The sequence below is a fragment of the Paenibacillus sp. EB106-06-01-XG199 genome (genome assembly GCF_058791575.1).
Genome location: NZ_JBYTDQ010000002.1, coordinates 561,271 through 578,024, shown reverse-complemented (window position 1 = coordinate 578,024; position 16,754 = coordinate 561,271). Strand labels below are relative to the sequence as shown.

Below are 16,754 nucleotides of genomic sequence, written 5' to 3'. Positions count from 1 at the left end.
TCCGCTAAAGCGTTTATTGACCGTTGCCGGTAGCATTTCCTCCGGCAGCGTTACTTCCACTTCCGCTGTCAAGAGGTGTCTCCGTTCCGTTCACTGGCGGAACGATGATCATACCGGGATCTTCGGTGGCACCCGGTATAGTCTCCCCTTCCGGTGTTGGTTCTGTCCCCGGCAGTTCTGTCGGAGTAGGTGTCGCTTCGGGAGTCGGGGTAGCCCCTCCGGCTACACTGCCGGAAGCTGACTCATGATCGGCTACATCAACGGCGGCCACGTAGAAGGTGGCATTCACACTGGAAGGTGTGCCCGATGAGAAAGAGTTGCCTTCACCGGCTGACAGTACAAGCTGTTTCTTGAATGGGCCTCCTTTCATGGAACGGTACAGCCGGTAGCCTACAACGTCTGATGAGCTGCTAGGCGTAAAGCTGATTACAGCTTTGCCGCTGTTGTAGGACACACTTACTTCGCCTGGAGCAGCAGGAGCCGTACCGTCGTCGACACGCGGATCAACCTCGGTCGGGAAATCGGTTTTGGCATCAGCCGGCATATAATATGACAAATCCTTGTGCTCTTTCATTGCAGGGAAAGCAGCGAGCAGCTCCTTGACCAGATCCTGAATCGGCTTCTCGCGTTTCACCACGATCTTCTCCTTTAGGAAATCCTCAGGGGTTCCTTCCAGCGGGATATAATTCACGCCTTTGTATGTGATGTATTTGGCTTTGGATATTCCGTCATCACTTTCCGTCGGAACATACTTGGCATTGAATATGTCTGTAGTAAACTTGTCGGTTAAAGAGGTAGGCAGCTTGCCGCTATATGCCGAAACCGTCTTTTTGACGATGCCGTCAGGCTTACTGAACTCTTTCGTTACGAACAGCTCAGGCCGCTTGTTAATAACAGCATTCATGACCTTGGTCCATAACGTCTGGGCCTGCCGTTTCTGGGCATCTCCCTGGAGCGTATTGATCTGCTCCTTATAGCCAACCCACATTCCGAGAGTGACATCAGGTGAATAGCCCATAAACCAAACATCGCCGTAATTCTGGGTAGAACCCGTTTTTCCGACAATCGGCACGTCCTTGAAGTGTTTATAATTCTTTCTGACAGTGCTGGCAGTTCCGTTGGTAATGACTGTGCGCAGCATATCCGTCATGAGGTATGCCGTCTGTTTGGAGTAGACCTGCTCCGGATTGACCTTATGCTGGTAAACGACTTTCCCTTCCGAATCGACGATCTTCTCGATCATGTAGGCATCGGTAAAAGCGCCATTGTTCGCGATGGAGGAGTAGGCATTGGTCAGTTCCTCGACGGATACACCATAACGCAGACCGCCGATTACACCGGTTTTTGCACTGTAGTCTTCATCCTGGATGGTTGTAATCCCCAGCTTCTTGGAAAAGGCCCAGGAGTCTTTGATGCCAACCTTCTCATTAAACAGCTTGAGCGCAGGAATGTTCAAAGACTTGTTAAGTGCATAGCGGGCGGTAACCAGACCCTGATAACGGTTATTGGCATTCTTCGGGATGTGGAATCCCTTGGAGCCATCCTTCAGTATGATTGGAGCATCGTCGAGTATGCCGGCAGGCTGGATCAGACCCGCATCAAGTGCAGGCAGATAAGCAGCAATCGGCTTCATGGTCGAGCCGGGCTGACGGACCATCTGCGTAGCATAGTTCATCTGTTCAATGTTGAAGTCCCGGCCTTCGATCATCCCCAGGATGGCTCCGGTCTTGTTCTCAATCATCATCCCGGCTGTCTGTTCCTTGCCTCTCGCCTTGCTGTCTTTTGTGAAATTATCACTGTTCTCGGAGACGCTGTGCATAGCGCTGTATACTTTTTTGTCAATCGTAGTGTATACACGGTATCCGCCGGTCATTAGCTTCTGACGGGCTTCCTCCAGAAGCACTGTGTCTTCTGCCGGACTCGTGGTATCTTTCGCTTCTTTCTTGTCTTCGTTGATCGACAGTAGGATCTCTGCCGCCTTGCGTTCGGTTTCCAGCATCAAGTAAGGAAATGTAGCATAGGCCTTCTTAGAATGCGGTGCCAGAGAGCCTTTGATGTCAAAGAGGCGCGCTTCATCATACTGGGAGGAAGTGATTTTATTCTCTTCCAGCATCCGCCGCAGTACGAGCTGTTGGCGATCCATGGCTCTGTTAAACGCCGTCTCGTTAAATTCACCCACTCCGTTAAACGCGGAATACTTGGAAGGAAGCTGGGGCAGACCGGCCAAATAGGCAGCTTGCGCAACATTCAGCTTCTCCAGGTCCTCCACGCCGAAGATTCCCTTTGATGCGGCTTTGATACCGAACACATTATAACCGTTGGAGCCGTTCCCAAAGGGAACCTTATTAAGATATGCCGTAATAATTTCCTGTTTGGATAAAAAACGTTCAAGCCGCAGGGAGAGCAGGATTTCCTTCACTTTGCGGTCTTCCGTACGGTCCAGATTCAGAAATACACGTCTTGCGAGCTGCTGGGTAAGCGTACTGCCCCCGGTCTGGACCGATTCGTTGAGCAGCTTCTGCTTGACGGCACGAAGGGTACTGCTGAAATCCACTCCTTTATGGTCATAGAAGTTATTGTCCTCTATAGCGAGGACTGCATCAATCACAAGCTGTGGAATATCGTTGAATTCAATTAGCCTGCGGTCTTCTTCGGTTCGAAGCTGACCGATCGGTTGCCCATCCCGGAAATAGGCAAACCCGGTCACGGCGTTCAAGCTGACTTGCTGTTGAATCAATTCCTCGGTGCGCACAGGATCATCTTTCACAATGGAAGTTATGTAGCCTGCCAAGGCACCACCAGCAAACAGAATGCCGAGTATGCCGAGTATAAACATCCACTTAACGACTGAACCAAACCTGCGGAGCCAGGATCTTCGGGGTGGATGCTGTTTTACGGTCTTCTTTTTGTTCTCCTCAACCATCGACGATAATCCTCCTTTTAACGGAACTATTATAGCACAATTTGGCGTATTTGAATGCGCTTCTGCCTGAAAGTCGAATTCATGAGGTGTTGACTTTTTAAAAGGTCCTATGGTATAAGTTTACTCAATTGGATATTCGAAAAGCGTAGAAAGACATCAGTAGAAGGAAAGCCATGTGTTTCAGAGAGCCGGTGGGTGGTGCGAACCGGCAGCAGGCCCCTTTGAATTACAGTCTGGAGCTGTCCGGAGGAACTACAAGCGCATTTCGCTTGTTCAGTAGTCCTGGACCGGGTGCAAGCCCGTTATGGCAATGAAGTGAAAGAGAATGCTTGTGCTCCGGCACGGCAAATCTTTAATTAGGGTGGTACCGCGAGCCTCTTACTCGTCCCTTGGGATGAATGAGAGGCTCTTTTTGCGTTCATTGGAATGATTAGTGCTGAAAAACTGGGAGGAATAAGGGAATGACATGGGAAGAGCTTTCAATCAACCAACAGCAGGAAGTTGAGCGTCAGATGGAAGTGATCACGCGCGGTGCCGTGGAAATAGTGCCGGAGGAGGAAATGAAGCGAAAAGTGATCAAATCCGTCGCTGCGGGTATTCCGCTAAAGATCAAACTGGGTCTTGATCCGTCGGCGCCGGATATTCACGTGGGACACACCATTGTGATTCATAAGCTGCGCCAGTTCCAGGAGCTAGGGCATCAGGTGCAGCTGGTTATCGGAGATTTTACCGGACGTATCGGTGATCCTACGGGCAAATCCGAGACGCGGAGGCAGCTTAGCGAAGAAGATGTGCAGCGTAATGCAGAGACCTACAAGAAGCAGATTTACAAGATTCTTGATCCGGAGAAAACAAAGATCTTCTGCAACTCGGAATGGCTCAGCCCGATGTCCTTCTCAGATGTTGTAAAACTGGCGGCAAAAGTAACCGTAGCCCGGATGATGGAACGCGACGATTTTTCCAAACGCTTCCAGGGCGGACAGGCCATCAGCATTCATGAATTTTTCTACCCGCTGATGCAAGGGATGGATTCCGTTGCTCTTAAGACGGACGTAGAGATTGGAGGCACGGACCAGAAGTTCAATGTGCTGATGGGCCGTACACTGCAGAAGGAATATAGCCTGGAACCGCAAGCTGTTATACTGATGCCGCTGCTGGAAGGAATCGACGGTGTGCAGAAGATGAGCAAGAGTCTGGGGAATTACATCGGCATTGATGAAGAGGCTAATGAAATCTATGGCAAGGCGATGTCCGTGCCGGACGAGATGATGCTGAAATACTACGAAATGGCTACAGATATCAGCAATCAGGAGTTCGCTGCCTTGAAAGCGGGTCTGGCCGACGGGACGGCCCATCCGCGGGATGTCAAAATGCGTCTTTCATATACATTAGTACGAATGTACCATGGAACAGCAGCCGCGGAGGCCGCGCAGCAGCACTTCATTACGGTATTCCAGCAGCGTGCGCTCCCGGAGGATATTGAGACAATCTGCATACCGGCTAAAGAGCTGTTGAGCGGCACAATCAAGCTGGTCACGCTGTTAACGCTGCTTGGTTTTGCAGGCTCCAATGGCGAAGCTAAACGTTCGATCCAGCAGGGCTCAGTGAAGCTGAACGGGGTGAAGCAGGAGGATCCGAACGGAGAAATCCAGCCTCAGGAGGGCGACATTATCCAGGTAGGCAAGCGAAAATTTGCCAAATTAACCCTAGATTAGGGGTAAATGGCATAATGCAGTCTAATCTGCCGAAACTTCCATTTCATAATTCTCTTTAGTTAACTCGTAGTCAACTGAGGATTGCAGTTCCCCGAACTGATTTCTCCAGGAGTCATGATGAACCGCAACTTTGCGAAAGCCGAGCTTCTCATAAACATGCTGCGCCCTGTAGTTCTTAAGGTTGGTGTCCAGTATGACTTTTTGAATCTTCATCTGCTTAAACAGGTAGCTGATAAGCATTGTAAGAAACGCACTCCCGAATCCTTGATTATGGTGATTGAAGTTGCAGATTTTAATGCCAATCTCTGCACAGTGCCCGGCTAATATTCTGAAGTTCATTTCCCCAATGGCCACATCATCAATTTCCAGAATCAGGCGATGGTTGCAGCCGTTAGCGGTCTGAAGCATATCCAGAGTCTCTTGGACTGTAGTACCGAGACCTTCCGGATATCCGGCATGGGCCATGATCATTCCATCGTTCCACCAGTTGCACAATGTTTGCGCATCGTCGGCAGTTGCTTCACGAATGACTAAATTATCTTTTATTAGATGCATTCAGGTTCCTCCGATTCAGTAGTTATCCTGAATTTACCACAGAAGCTAATTAAGAAGGAATGGAAAAGACTTGTTAAATAGAATTATCTCGCCTGGCACAAGAACAAGCATACAAAAAAGCCTCCGGAATTCTCCGGAGGCTTTGCTTTGCATTCGCTGTTCGCGAAATCTTAACGGTTGTAGAACTCGACGATTTGTTTCTCATCGATGTCTTGGGACAGCTCAGCGCGTTCTGGCAAACGGATGTATTTACCTTCGAAAGATCCGTCAGCATATTCCAGGTAAGCTGGAAGGTGGGAGCGGTTTTCCAAAGCTTCTTTGATAGAAGTCATAGCGCGGCTTCTTTCGCGAAGGCCGATAACGTCGCCCACGCTTACACGGTAAGAAGCGATGTCGACTTTTTTGCCGTTAACAGTTACGTGTCCGTGGGATACCAACTGACGTGCGCCTGCACGGGAGTTAGCGAAACCAAGACGGTAAACCAGGTTGTCCAGGCGGCTTTCGAGCAGGAACATGAAGTTTTCGCCCGCGATACCTTGGATCTTTTGTGCTTTAGTGAAAAGAGTTTTAAACTGCTTTTCGCCCAAGCCGTACATGTGGCGCAGTTTTTGTTTTTCCAAAAGCTGCATTCCGTAGTTACTTACTTTTCTGCGTTGGTTAGCGCCATGCTGTCCTGGTGGGAAAGGGCGTTTCAGGTCTTTGCCTGTACCGCTAAGGGAAATGCCCAGACGGCGGCTGAGTTTGAATTTAGGTCCGGTGTAACGTGCCATGTTATAGTAGACTCCTTTATATTTGAAATTTCATTGTAGGGCCTATTTGCGCCGCAATCCGTATCCGTGAAAGCGTCAAATGGTTTCACACTGCCAGGGAAGTTCAGCCGCTGCCCTGGCAGTAACGAAATGCGTAGAGGGTGACACAACGTTACGCCCAATTAAGACTTCTTACAGTCTTGTTCAACAATAAATATTATATGAAAACAACAGTTAAAGTCAAGTGCATCTTTAAGGAGATTTTGTCTATCTTTGTCGTTAGTTCTTTGGTCCTAAAAAAAATCCCTGAAATCAGGAAAATATAATGCAATACAGGAAAAAAGAGAGTAAAATATAGCTAATTAGATGTTATCGGAAGATTAATAATATGAGACGCAAAGGGGATCCGCTTATGTCAGTTCAGGAAGCATACGGCCGCAAAGACACTCGTATGCTGTTGCAGGACACTATGCAATCAAGCGGAGATATGATAGATCCCGCCGCATGGCTCAGGGAAACGGATATTGTATCCTATGATTTCCCGTATGCAGCCAATTTGATTGCGGAAAGCTTCGGGGACTGGCGTGGACTGGCTGTTCCTCCCTTCGCGGAATCATGGAACTGGGGTCTGCTGGATTCTGAAGGGAAATGGATTGAACCTTTAGACTCAGATGCCGGCAATATCCGGGAGGAGGGCTGGGATGCGCAATGGGCGGAAGCCGCAGGGCTAAGCCTGCTTTCCGGAGAGGCCAATGCCGTCCCGGAGCAGAAGAACGGACAAGCTGTGTACCTTTTGACCTTGCCGGTGTTTACCCGAGGTCAACGGGAAATCTTTGCTCTGCTTGCCTGTTCCATGACTGCCGTGGAGTATGAGCAGGGTGGAAAGAATACGGCTGAAGCAATGGCCATGCATTTCCAGACCTGCTTTTACCGCAGGTTTGAGCATGTTTTTGTATCAGATCTAGCGGGAGTGTACCAGCATGCCGAGCGGGAGAGTATCCGCCGTTCGCTCCTGTTCCAGATTGTCCAGCGGATGCACGACAACATTGATGTTGATGCCGTACTTACCGAGGTCATTGAGAGTATTGCCGCGATGTATCCGGGTGCCAGACTGGAGCTGTTTATGTCACAGGACCACCGCAGCACGCATCCGCAGGTAAAGCCGCTTCCGCTGCTTTGGGATAGTGATGATGTCTGCGCGCGTGCCTTCAAGGACGGCCGGGTAGCACTGCATGCCGGGCGCGAGGACAGTCAGCATGTGGAGGTCGGCCTCCCGCTCGGAGGGAAGCAGGGCGTGTACGGTGTCTTCCATATGATTATGGATAAACCGGTTTTTTCGGAGGTTGACCTGCGTTTCCTCTCGATGGTTGCCGATACGGCCGGGACAGCGTTTGAGAATGCCAAGCTGTATGAACGCTCCAACCAGCTTATTCGTGAATTGCGTATGAGCAATGAAATGACACAGCGTTTGAACCAAAGCCTGCGGCTCGGTGATATTTTTCAGTATGCCTTTGAAGAGCTGCTGGAGATGTTTGCTGCCGATTATTGCTGCATTCTGCATATGAATGAAGAGAAAGGCGGGCTGGAGGCGATTGCCTGCAATCATCTTCCGCTGCGCAATGAACTTATAGAAGTAGGGCAGGGGCTGGGAGGCAATGTCTACACTACAGGTGAGCCGATCATTTTGTCGGACTATTTAAATACGCCGGGACCCTCTTCGAAGCTCATGGACGCAACTTGCTCGCAGTCGCTGATTGCCACCCCCCTTAATGTAGGCGGAGAAGTACGCGGTGCAATTATGCTTGCCCACCGGGAACCGTATTTCTTCTCCTATGACAGCTTTAGGCTGCTGCAGGCGATGGCGGGCCACATCGGGCTTGCTGTAGGAAACGCCCGGCTGCATGCTGAGGTGCGGTTCCTGGCCAACCGTGACAGTCTCACCGGTCTTTATGCCCGCCATTACCTGGATGAGGAGATCAAGGAGAGGCAGACGTCGGACTTCTGCGGTTCTTTGATTGTCGTTGATATTGATCAGTTTAAGACGGTCAATGATACCTATGGCCATCAGAAGGGGGACAAAATTCTGAAGCAGGTGAGCGAAATTGTGAAGTCCTCCATCCGCCAAGGCGATATCGCTGCCAGATGGGGCGGGGAGGAGCTGGCGGTCTATTTGCCGCAGCTGGGGGTGCAGCAGGCTTTTTATGTAGCCGAACGGATCCGCAAGCGGGTAATGGGTGAGACCGAGCCTCGTGTTACTGTATCCTGCGGCATCGCGGAATGGAGTTGGACAGATGAACGGGTGAGTGTGGAGTCGCTGTTCTACAGGGCCGATATGGCACTTTACGAAGCGAAGAATAACGGCCGCAATCAGGTTGTCATTGATACCAAGAAAGTGGATAATACGGCAAAGAATCCTCTCGCCTGACGGCGGGGATTCTTTTTTTTGAAAAATATATCAAAGTATAAGCCCGGGCAGCAGGGGGAACCTATTATTAATTGTTCACCCGGGTACTTCTATTTGGCCTCGGCTCCGCCTCCGGGTGAATTTGTAGGAGCAACTACATTTGACCGGGAAAGGCTTGAACACGATGAAATTACCTTTATGGCGGCGCGAGACGATCCTTGTAGTTCTATCTTTATATTGCCTGCTATGCAGCGGCTGTGGGGCCATTTCGGATAAGCCTGCTGACCAGGAGCTGAGTCTCGTTCTGGCCGGGATGGATGGTACGGACGGAGTATCCTTTGAAGGTGCTGCTGCATTACTGCTGGGAGGGAAGCCGGTTGAGCAATCAGCGCTCTATTATGGTGGAAAGGTTGCAGATCACAACAAGGTAAGTCTGTATACTTTGCTGCCGGATGAGAATGGGAAGACCAAGTCAGCGGCTAAAGCTGGTCTGAAAAAGATTGAACAGAGACAAACTCCCGAGGCATACTACACGCAATTGGAGAAAAAAGATGGGGAATGGACAATGCTGACCGGTACTCCAGCAGCGAATGCCGGTAATCCGCTTCCTGCGCTCAATCCGCTGCTTCAGCTGGAAGAACTGGAGGGCAATGAGAAAAAGGTAACGAAGCGGGCAGGAGCCGCCAGAGGGACCAAAGAACTTCGGATCGAGCTGACACCAGGAGAGGCAAGGAAACAGCTGTCTGCCGAACTGGAGAGAGAGATGCTGCTGATCCGTCCGTCCGGTGACAGCAAGCCACAGGAGGCCGCAGGCAAGCCCAAACAGGTCAATGAGGCAATGATGGCATTATGGGAGCAGAAGGACGAGGAGCTGCGGCAGAGGCTCAAGCAAGCCGAAATTTCATCGGTGTATTATCTGAAGGTGGATGTGAAGCGCAATCTGCCCAAGCGGCTGACCTGGACCCGGAAGGTAAACTATCCATCTGCTGCAGGAAGTGACGCCGAAGAAACCTACATCACCAAAGTTGATTTTTATGGTTACCGGTGAAGCAGAGCTGACTGACCATGAGATCTTGCGCTCTTAAGCTGGCGTGCTACAATAGAATAGTATGCTTATTTTTAGTGATGAGGAAGGAAGAGAGAAGAATGAAGGATCCAAGAATTCAGAAGCTTGCGGCAAACCTTGTAGGGTATTCCGTAAATGTGCAGCCGGGCGAGAACGTGCTCGTTGAAATGATCGGCAGCGAAAGAGATCTAATTAAAGCTGTTGTGGAGGAAGTCGGCAAAGCCGGTGGCAACGCATTCGTGCAGCTGACGGACCGGACTGTTCTGCGCAGCATGCTTCAATATGCTACCCGTGAGAGTCTGCAGACCTGGGCCGAGATTGATCTGAACCGGATGAAGCAAATGGATTGTTATATCGGTATCCGTGCAGGAGAGAATGTCAATGATCTGGCTGATGTGCCGGAAGAGAATATGAAGCTGTACAATTCCCTATATTCCCACCCGGTACATAGTGAACAACGCGTGAAGCACACCAAATGGGTAGTTCTGCGCTATCCTAATGCGAGCATGGCCCAACTGGCGAATACGACTACGGAAGCATTTGAAGACTTCTACTTCGAGGTGTGCAACCTGGATTATGCCAAAATGGACAAAGCGCAGGATGCGCTTGCTGAGCTGATGCGTGCAACCGATAAGGTGCGTATCGCGGGACCTGGAACAGAGCTCACGTTCTCCATTAAGGGCATCGGTGCAGAGAAATGCTCCGGCCAAAAAAACATCCCCGACGGCGAGGTTTACAGCGCTCCAGTTCGTGATTCCGTCAACGGCACGATCAGCTACAACGCTGCGACACTTTATAACGGTGTGACTTTTGAAAATGTAAAATTCAAATTCGAGAACGGCAAAATTGTCGAAGCGTCCAGCAATGATACGGTTCGCTTGAACGAAATTCTGGATTCCGACGACGGCGCACGCCATATCGGTGAATTTGCCATTGGCTTCAACCCCTACATTCTCCATCCGATGAAGGATATTTTGTTCGATGAAAAAATCGCCGGCAGCTTGCATTTCACCCCGGGCCAGGCTTATGATGTGACTGATAATGGCAACCGCTCGTCCATTCACTGGGATCTGGTGCTGATTCAGCGTCCGGAATACGGCGGCGGAGAAATCTATTTTGATGATGTGCTGATCCGCAAGGATGGTATCTTCGTTATTCCGGAACTTCAAGGTCTGAACCCGGAAAACCTGAAATAAGATGTAATAAAAAGAAAACACCTTGCGCGAGTAAGCGGATTCAATGTATCATGGAATTGATTAGAAAAGACTTTGTTCCATAATCAAGTTGCGGAGGGATTCCTATGTCCAGTAACAATGCGGCAATCGTGGATATTGCCCAAACGGCAAGCCAGTTCAACTCTTCTATCGTTCTTCAAGCGGACAACAAGTATATTGATGTTAAGAGTATTCTTGGGTTGTTCACTACTCTGGTCTCCAGCCAAAGCTACGAGCTTCATGTTCATGGCACAGATGCCGAAGAAGCGAAAAAAGCAATGAGTGAAGTTTTTGCCAAACACGGTTTGAATTTTACAGTTGTTGCGGAGTAATCTACTATTTCCGAAGACGTCCTGCCCTTGCGGTGGGGCGTTTTTATATATATTAAAAACTGAATTCTTGTATTGGGTTCGGATTTCGACTAATATTAAACTAAATAGCATTTGCAGCTGTAACTTTTGGACATGGGGGGGAAAATGCATGACTTCATCGGATTTGCAGGAACAGCTTAATCTTAAAGCGATCACTCTTCTACAAGAAGATGCCGATAAAATTCAGAAGCTCATCGAAGTGCAGATGGAGAATCTGGCGACTCGTTACTGCCCTCTCTATGAGGAAGTGCTGGATACCCAGATGTACGGCTTCTCCAAAGAGGTCGATTTTGCGGTCAGAGCGGGACTGGTGCCTGAGCAAACGGGCAAGCTTGTGCTGAGCGAGCTGGAACGCAATTTGGCCGTGTTGTACGAAGCTCTGAATAAGAAGGCGGAAGAGCGCGAGCTGTAAGCCAAGTCTCTAACCATTTATAAAAACGCACATGAGGACCGCCGGGCCGCTCATGTGCGTTTTTTGTTTTGTATGAAGTGTAGCAGCTTCCGGCGGGGGTCAACCTTATACCAGGTAGAAAGAGACACCTAGAATCATATAAACAACGAGCAGCAGAAGTCCTTCGTACCAGTTGGTCGCACCGTCCTGTATGATCGATTTAGCAATAAACACAGAGACGGCGATGGCGACGATCTCGATGATGGTGAACACAATATCCATCGTATCGCCCATAAAGTAGCTGGCAAAGATCAGAACGGGGGCTACGAACAAGGCAATCTGCAGGCTGCTGCCGACGGCGATCTCCACGGCGGCGCCGATCTTGTTCTTCATCGCCAGCATGATCGCGGCACTGTGCTCCGCGGCGTTACCGATAATCGCCACAAGGAATGCACCAACGAACAGCTCACTGAACCCGAAACGTTCGGTTAAGGTCTCCAGTGTACCCACCAGCCATTCACTGACGAAAGCGACCATCACTGTAGCCAGTACAAGATAGAGAATGGATTTGTTCTTCGACCAGATGGGCGCGTGCTCGTTCGGCAGCTCTTCGTCGCCGTCCACAGTGACATCCTCCAAGTATTTCTTGTGTGTTATCATGGAGAAGACCAGCCAGGCGATATAAGCAGCGATAAGCAGCCCAGCGACAACAAGACTTAGCACATCGGTGTCCTTCTCCGTGATGGAGTGGGTGTTGAAGAACATGGCGGGAACAAACAAGGCAATGACGGCCACGATCATCAAGGAACCGTTCAGCCCGGCCAATGTGACATTGAAATTCTGAACCTTGAATTTCATGCCGCCGGCAAAGATGCTGAGCCCGAGAACGAGCAGCAGATTACCGATGATCGAACCGGTGAGAGAGGCTTTAACCATGTCATACAGCCCTTCCTTGACCAGGAAGAAGGCGATGATCAGTTCGGCCGCATTGCCGAAGGTTGCGTTAAGAAAACCTCCAAGCCGCTGACCGGCGTAATGGGCTACGCTTTCTGTGGCCCGGCCCAGGAAACCTGCCACAAAAATAACGGCGATGGCAGATACCACGAACTGAAGGGTGTGGTCCCAATCTGCATAGTGACCAATTGCGCTAAGTAGGAAAGTAATGACCATTAGCGAAGGTGAAATCCATTTTTTCAAGTGTGGCACACTCCAGTCTTGTATATGTAGGTTGAATTCATAATTCAATATAACCAAATTGATCCAGTGTGTAAACGGGCATGATAGAATGTCATTTGCTTTTTAGCCTGTTTTCGAATTACAATAATTGATAATGAGTGTAGGGGGGATATGGCATGGCGGAACAACTTCAATTGGAAATGGGAAACATACGGATATCAAATGATGTCGTCTCGAAAATTGCCGGCTTGGCTGCCTTGGAGACTCCGGGAATTGCGGCCATGTCAGGCGGCTTGTCAGAAGGCTGGGCTAAGCGTCTGAGCGGTAAAAACGTGCAAAAGGGTGTTACCGTTGAAGTGGGACAGCTTGAAGCAGCCGTTGATTTGCGTATTATTGTTCTCTATGAAACTCCGATCCACGAGGTATGCCGGATGCTTCAGCAGAATGTGCGCGAAGCAGTGGAGAGCATGACAGGGCTTCATATTGTTGAGGTTAATGTCAAAGTAGAAGGCGTAGCCTTTAAGAATGACGAAATTTCGTAAGCGGTTATTCCCGTCTCTCCAAGTGAGTCGCGGGGCATGACAAAAAGGCAGTCCGGGAGGTTCTCTCCGGACTGCCTTTTTGTATAATAATTTATATGCTTCACTCTATAAATTATCCTTCTATGTACCCTTAGCGGGCCCGGATACCTCTGACGGTGGTTACAGATTTCGTGACCTCCTCCTTGGCGGGACGGTTGGTTTCTCTCGAAATGCTGAGCATGATTCCCATGCACAGCATGGAAACAAGCAGAGAGGAACCTCCATAGCTGATGAAAGGCAGGGTTACCCCCGTCAACGGAATCGTCTTCGTCACCCCGCCGATGTTGACAAAGGCCTGGATGGCAATCAGCCCCATGACTCCGATGCCGACGAGTGTGCCGAAGGGATCGGTGCACCTGAGTGCAATCAGAATGCCTCGCCAGATAAAGTACAGATACAGCAGGAGAAAGATCGAGGTTCCAACAAACCCAAGCTCCTCCCCGATTATCGCAAATATAAAGTCAGTATACGGATATGGCAGGTAATGAAGTTTCTGCACGCTTTGTCCAAATCCGGAGCCTGTAGTTCCGCCTTCTCCGAGGGCAATCAAAGACTGCATGATATTATAGCCGCTGTCTGAAGCATCTTGAGAGGGATCCAGGAAGGCTGAAATCCGGTCTTTTCTGTAATCATTGGCGGCCATGTTCTCACTTGTAGGCGGGGACAAGGAATCAATCGCTGTCTTTGCCCCCATTACAAGTCCAACCCCCAGCACTAGCAAGGCGATTGAACCGAGAATATGCTTCATACTGGCCCCCCCGGCATAAATGACAAGCCCGCTGGTAGCTATCAGAATAAGACAGGAGCCTAGATCCGGCTGCATCATAATCAGACCGGCCACAATTCCCACAATGACCATCACCGGAATATAACCGGTGCGCAAATCCCTCAGCCGCTCGCCTTTTTTGGAAATAAGTGCAGATAAATAAAGGATAATTGAGAGTTTGGCCAGCTCGGTAGGCTGGATGCCCAGCTTCCCGATGCTCAGCCAGCTTTTTGCACCGTTGATACGCTCCGTAAAAGCCACTACAAGCAGCAGAATCAAGGTAAGGATGAAGATGGGCACGTACCACTTTTTGAATTTGCTGTAATGGATATTCATGACCGTAAACATGACGATGGTTCCCAGTACGACAAAGACAACTTGTTTTTTTACAAAATACAACGAATCATTGCCGAATTTATGACTGGCCAGGGTGAGACTGGAGCTGGCGCTGAAAACCATAACCAGTCCAAAGCCGACAAGGAGCAAAGTGAGAATAAGCAGTTGGAAGTCGGGTGTTCCTCTTTTGGGCAGGCTGACTTTTTTGGTTGTCTTTCCCTTTACGCTACTCAAGCTTCCAACAGCTCTTTCAGTTCATGTATCCGCTTGGCGGCAGTGTCCAGTACAGGCTGCGGCACAGGGGAAGTATACTCCAGGCCATGGGGAAAGGTTGCTTTACCCAAGTAAACGGCTTCAATGGTAAGTATGGTCTCCGGCTTTTCCAGCTTTCCTTCGACAGCGCGCGTATTGATCCGCAGGAAGTATTCTCCGCCGTTCTGCTGATCTTCGATCTTACAGTCGTAAGTGGCGCGATAGTATTCCCATTGCCAGCGGATGAACCCGGCCTTAGCCGCGCTTTCGTCCAGATAGAGAAGATCGCTTTTCAATCCTACGAGGCCCGTGTTCTCAAATATCATAGCGCACATATCCCCTTTATGAAGTATAATGATTATTTCTGATCGCAATTATAGACGTCTACCTCATGATAGTATGTTTCCCAAGGTTGCGCAAGGGCAGGCGGGGCCTGGAGATACCCACTTTTTTGCGTTTCTGCTACAATAAAAGAAATATAGCTCTTTGCGGCTGGGATATGAAGATGCGAAGCGCTTGCTGTCTTGGCCGGAGCGGGTTATCGGGAGAAGGGAATGGAGTGAATATGGACAGGTTAGCAATTGAACAGCTGCTGCCGGAAATGGTGGAATGGCGCCGCCATCTGCACCGTCATCCGGAATTGTCGTACCAGGAGAAGGAGACGTCAGCTTATGTAGCGGCCAGATTGGCTGAATTCGGAATTGAGGTAAGAAGAAGCGGAGCCGGTTATGGACTGACAGGAATCCTTAAGGGAACACGGCCAGGCAAAACTGTGGTTCTGCGCGCGGATATGGACGCCCTGAATATCACGGAGGAGAACGGCAGCGAGTATGCCTCACAGAATAAAGGGGTCATGCATGCCTGCGGCCACGACGGGCATACAGCCATGCTACTCGCCGCTGCTTCGTATTACAGCAACCGCCGTGAAGAGATCACAGGAGAACTGCGGTTTCTGTTCCAGCCGGCGGAAGAGATTTGCCCCGGCGGAGCGCAGGGCATGATTGCCGAAGGCGTGCTGGAGGGGGCAGATGCTATCTATGGTCTGCATCTATGGACTCCGCTTCCACTGGGCACCATCGGCAGTGCGCCCGGACCGCTAATGGCTTCTGCGGATGAGTTTTTTATTGATATTACCGGCAGAGGCGGACACGGCGGCATGCCCCATCGCACCATCGACAGCATTGTGGCTGGTGCAGCGCTTGTCACTGCACTGCAAAGCATTGTCAGCCGTTCCGTTGATCCGCTCTGTCCCGCTGTTGTCAGCGTAGGAACGATTCAGGGAGGTTCTGCCCAGAATATCATCGCGGAACGCTGCCGGATAACCGGAACGGTGCGCGCGTTTGATGAGGAGACGCGGTACTTAATCCGGCGGAGAATTGAAGAGCTTACAGCCTCTATAGCTGCAGCATATGGTGCGGAATCCAAGCTTGACTACCTCATGGGGTACCCGCCGCTTGTCAATCATGAAGCGGAATTCAACCGTTTTTTCCGCGTGGCTCCTAAGGCACTAGGTGATTCCGCAGAGGTTGTCCATATGGAGAAGCTTATGCCGGCGGAGGATTTCTCGTATTATGTCAAAGAGATTCCCGGCTGTTTCATCTTTGTGGGTGCTGGCAATCCGGATAAAGGGGCGGTTTATCCGCATCACCACAGCAAATTCGATTTTGACGAAGAGGCCATGCTGCATGGAGCCAAGCTGCTGGTGGCGATGGCTGATTCTTGTCTGAATGAATAATCTTTTGCCGTATAATTTGAATACATTTGGGAAACCTACTCCCGTATAACATAGCGATATGACAGGAGGAAGGTTTAATGAAGACAGTCAAAGAGGTAATGACCACGCGCACTGCTACGGTTACACTGCTCGATAATCTATATGAGGTTGCCGTTAAGATGAGAGACTATGACACCGGATTTGTTCCTGTCGTTGATTCTAATGATGGAGAAACATTAATTGGCGTAATTACAGACCGGGATCTTGTGCTTAGAGGTTATGCGGACAAGCATTCAGGGTCAACCTCCGTGGAAACGGTGATGAGCAAAGAGGTCATCACTGTTTCCGAATCTGCATCTGTGGATGAGGCGGCTGAACTAATGGCTTCAGCACAAATCCGCCGCCTGCCGGTGGTCCAGGGGAAGAAGCTGATCGGCATCGTATCGCTTGGCGATTTGGCGGTAAAGCGTATCTTCGCGGACGAAGCGGGAGAAGCGCTCAGCGAAATCTCGCAGCGGCAGCTGCACTGAATAGTAATACA

At 50.0% G+C, this 16,754-nt stretch carries 15 protein-coding genes and 1 other annotated feature; of the genes, 9 read left to right on the top strand and 6 right to left on the bottom strand.

All coding sequences use genetic code 11. The features are described 5' to 3' along the window. Positions 1–13 precede the first annotated feature (13 nt). A complete protein-coding gene (locus AC3WT9_RS08530; protein ID WP_492407536.1) occupies positions 14–2,923 on the bottom strand; it encodes a transglycosylase domain-containing protein in 2,910 nt (969 codons plus the stop codon). 137 nt (positions 2,924–3,060) lie between these two features. Next, positions 3,061–3,316 (top strand) — a binding site (T-box leader). Positions 3,317–3,384: 68 nt separating this feature from the next. Here AC3WT9_RS08530 and tyrS point away from each other — a divergent pair. Further along, positions 3,385–4,638, top strand: coding sequence for a tyrosine--tRNA ligase (gene tyrS / locus AC3WT9_RS08525; RefSeq protein WP_492407535.1), 1,254 nt, complete (start codon positions 3,385–3,387; stop codon positions 4,636–4,638). Positions 4,639–4,659: 21 nt separating this feature from the next. On the opposite strand, the gene AC3WT9_RS08520 is transcribed toward tyrS, so the two are convergent. Continuing rightward, positions 4,660–5,193, bottom strand: coding sequence for a GNAT family N-acetyltransferase (locus AC3WT9_RS08520; protein ID WP_341092408.1), 534 nt, complete (start codon positions 5,191–5,193; stop codon positions 4,660–4,662). Between the two features lie 170 nt (positions 5,194–5,363). Continuing rightward, positions 5,364–5,963: a 30S ribosomal protein S4 gene (rpsD, locus tag AC3WT9_RS08515; RefSeq protein ID WP_038590482.1), complete on the bottom strand. Its 600-nt coding sequence runs from the start codon at positions 5,961–5,963 to the stop codon at positions 5,364–5,366. Between the two features lie 391 nt (positions 5,964–6,354). Here rpsD and AC3WT9_RS08510 point away from each other — a divergent pair, with 391 nt between their 5' ends. The 5 genes from AC3WT9_RS08510 to AC3WT9_RS08490 all read left to right on the top strand — a co-directional run bounded on the left by AC3WT9_RS08510 (position 6,355) and on the right by AC3WT9_RS08490 (position 11,409). Beyond that, the gene (locus tag AC3WT9_RS08510; protein ID WP_341092410.1) at positions 6,355–8,367 is read left to right on the top strand and encodes a sensor domain-containing diguanylate cyclase; all 2,013 of its coding nucleotides are present in this window, start codon (positions 6,355–6,357) and stop codon (positions 8,365–8,367) included. Positions 8,368–8,506: 139 nt separating this feature from the next. Next, complete coding sequence (locus AC3WT9_RS08505; protein ID WP_341378319.1) at positions 8,507–9,394, top strand: hypothetical protein; 888 nt, start codon at positions 8,507–8,509, stop codon at positions 9,392–9,394. Positions 9,395–9,492: 98 nt separating this feature from the next. Beyond that, positions 9,493–10,608, top strand: coding sequence for an aminopeptidase (locus AC3WT9_RS08500; protein WP_038590487.1), 1,116 nt, complete (start codon positions 9,493–9,495; stop codon positions 10,606–10,608). 104 nt (positions 10,609–10,712) lie between these two features. Then, entirely contained in the window at positions 10,713–10,958 is a 246-nt protein-coding gene (locus tag AC3WT9_RS08495; protein ID WP_038590490.1) for an HPr family phosphocarrier protein, read from the top strand. 148 nt (positions 10,959–11,106) lie between these two features. Continuing rightward, the gene (locus AC3WT9_RS08490) at positions 11,107–11,409 is read left to right on the top strand and encodes an Fpa/YlaN family protein (protein ID WP_038590492.1); all 303 of its coding nucleotides are present in this window, start codon (positions 11,107–11,109) and stop codon (positions 11,407–11,409) included. A gap of 105 nt (positions 11,410–11,514) precedes the next feature. On the opposite strand, the gene cax is transcribed toward AC3WT9_RS08490, so the two are convergent. After that, a complete protein-coding gene (cax, locus tag AC3WT9_RS08485) occupies positions 11,515–12,585 on the bottom strand; it encodes a calcium/proton exchanger (protein WP_341092414.1) in 1,071 nt (356 codons plus the stop codon). A 155-nt stretch (positions 12,586–12,740) separates the two neighbouring features. On the opposite strand from cax, the gene AC3WT9_RS08480 reads away from it, so the two are divergent. Continuing rightward, positions 12,741–13,106, top strand: coding sequence for an Asp23/Gls24 family envelope stress response protein (locus AC3WT9_RS08480; RefSeq protein WP_019911482.1), 366 nt, complete (start codon positions 12,741–12,743; stop codon positions 13,104–13,106). Positions 13,107–13,236: 130 nt separating this feature from the next. Here AC3WT9_RS08480 and ftsW read toward each other — a convergent pair whose 3' ends face one another. Continuing rightward, positions 13,237–14,481, bottom strand: coding sequence for a putative lipid II flippase FtsW (gene ftsW / locus AC3WT9_RS08475; RefSeq protein ID WP_341092416.1), 1,245 nt, complete (start codon positions 14,479–14,481; stop codon positions 13,237–13,239). Then, positions 14,478–14,825, bottom strand: a complete 348-nt coding sequence (locus AC3WT9_RS08470) for a YugN family protein (RefSeq protein ID WP_341092417.1) — start codon at positions 14,823–14,825, stop codon at positions 14,478–14,480. Before AC3WT9_RS08470 ends, ftsW begins: the two co-directional genes overlap by 4 nt. A gap of 239 nt (positions 14,826–15,064) precedes the next feature. Between AC3WT9_RS08470 and AC3WT9_RS08465 the strand changes: the two genes are divergently transcribed. Both AC3WT9_RS08465 and AC3WT9_RS08460 read left to right on the top strand, forming a co-directional pair. Next, on the top strand, positions 15,065–16,234 hold the full coding sequence (locus tag AC3WT9_RS08465; protein WP_341092418.1) for a M20 family metallopeptidase: 1,170 nt from the start codon (positions 15,065–15,067) through the stop codon (positions 16,232–16,234). A 77-nt stretch (positions 16,235–16,311) separates the two neighbouring features. Beyond that, positions 16,312–16,743 (top strand): CBS domain-containing protein, encoded by a 432-nt coding sequence (locus tag AC3WT9_RS08460; RefSeq protein WP_341092420.1) that lies wholly within the window; start codon positions 16,312–16,314, stop codon positions 16,741–16,743. Positions 16,744–16,754 lie beyond the last annotated feature (11 nt).